1 protein-coding gene is annotated in these 1,218 nt (G+C 30.0%); it reads right to left on the bottom strand.

Annotated elements, in window-relative coordinates; translation table 11 throughout:
* Window positions 1–383: 383 nt before the first annotated feature.
* Window positions 384–1,016, bottom strand: coding sequence for a DUF2971 domain-containing protein (locus tag TD29_RS17440; RefSeq protein ID WP_161792635.1), 633 nt, complete (start codon window positions 1,014–1,016; stop codon window positions 384–386).
* Window positions 1,017–1,218: the final 202 nt, after the last annotated feature.

The raw sequence follows: 1,218 nt of genomic DNA, 5'->3' as shown, positions 1-1,218 counted from the left end.
GTTTTTAATTCCGAAAGTTGCTTAATTCACTCACAGATCAGTTTTTTAAACTTAATTACATTTTATTCCGTGAGCAATTGATGGAGTTTTTAATTCCGAAAAAGTTGCTTAATTCACACACAGTTCAGTTTTATAAACTTGCTAAATTCCGTAAGAGTAAATTCAGATATTGAGTAAGATTTTAGGCGTTAAGATCAAGGTTTGTTCCGCTTTATTTATTCGGAATTATATGAGCGCAGAATTAGAGCCAACGTTGTTGTATATGGTTTGTTGCGTGTTTCAAGCACCTAATTTAGTAAATAATTACCGACCAAGAAAGTCCGCGAGGACTTTCGTAAGTAGGCGAGAAGCCAGCAATAAATTATATACGGTGTTGTGAGTAGTTATTTTAGTCCGATTGGATTATAGTTCAATTCTTTTTGTTTAAAATCAAATTCTTTGGGAAGAAAGCTTAATAATTTAATCAGAATTGCTTTTGTTTCTATTGGCATATTTAACCCAAAGTGAACCTCTTTAATATTTTCAGGTTTATATCTAAAATATCCAGAGCAAGTTCGCCACAACCTCCATTCTCTTTCATACATCCAATGTTCTGATTTTATACTATAATCTCTCAAAATTTCGTCTAAATAACCATCTTCTTTTCCAAGAATAAAATTGGCATAAGGTGTTAATGATATATCATCTAATTGGTTCTGATACCGAACCTTCTGTAAATTGTTATTATTCTTTAGTTCAGGGAATTCAAAACCGATTACTAATCCACTATGATTGTTAGCATAATGGGTCCACATTAATATATTATTAGGGTCTTCTGAAAACGAACAAAATGCATATTTGTCTAAAGGTGTCTTCCTAAAAGAGTTTGCAAGTTTGTTAATTGTTTCATCGCTATGTAAATGAAAGTTTTTGTATAATTTATTTCCTGAATCAACTAATATTTTTTTAAATGACTGAATTTGTTCTTTATCAAATTTTCTATCCACTGAAGCAAGGCATTCAAATGGGTCATTCATTTTAGAATGTTCACTACACCATAAACCATTAACTGATAATGATACGAATGTGTTCTTATTACAAGGATAATATTTATATAAAATCATATAATTCTTAATACCGTTTTAAAAACTCTGAAAACTGGAAGTTTATCAATTGGTTATATTTATTATTTTCTTTCACGTAACAGTGGTATAATTACTCACAACGTGTTTGTGTATG

Source organism: Psychroserpens damuponensis (assembly GCF_000826655.1).
In the GTDB taxonomy this organism is placed as follows: domain Bacteria; phylum Bacteroidota; class Bacteroidia; order Flavobacteriales; family Flavobacteriaceae; genus Psychroserpens; species Psychroserpens damuponensis.
The sequence above is the reverse complement of the archived record's forward strand: the minus strand, read 5'-3'. Positions and strand labels throughout refer to the sequence as shown.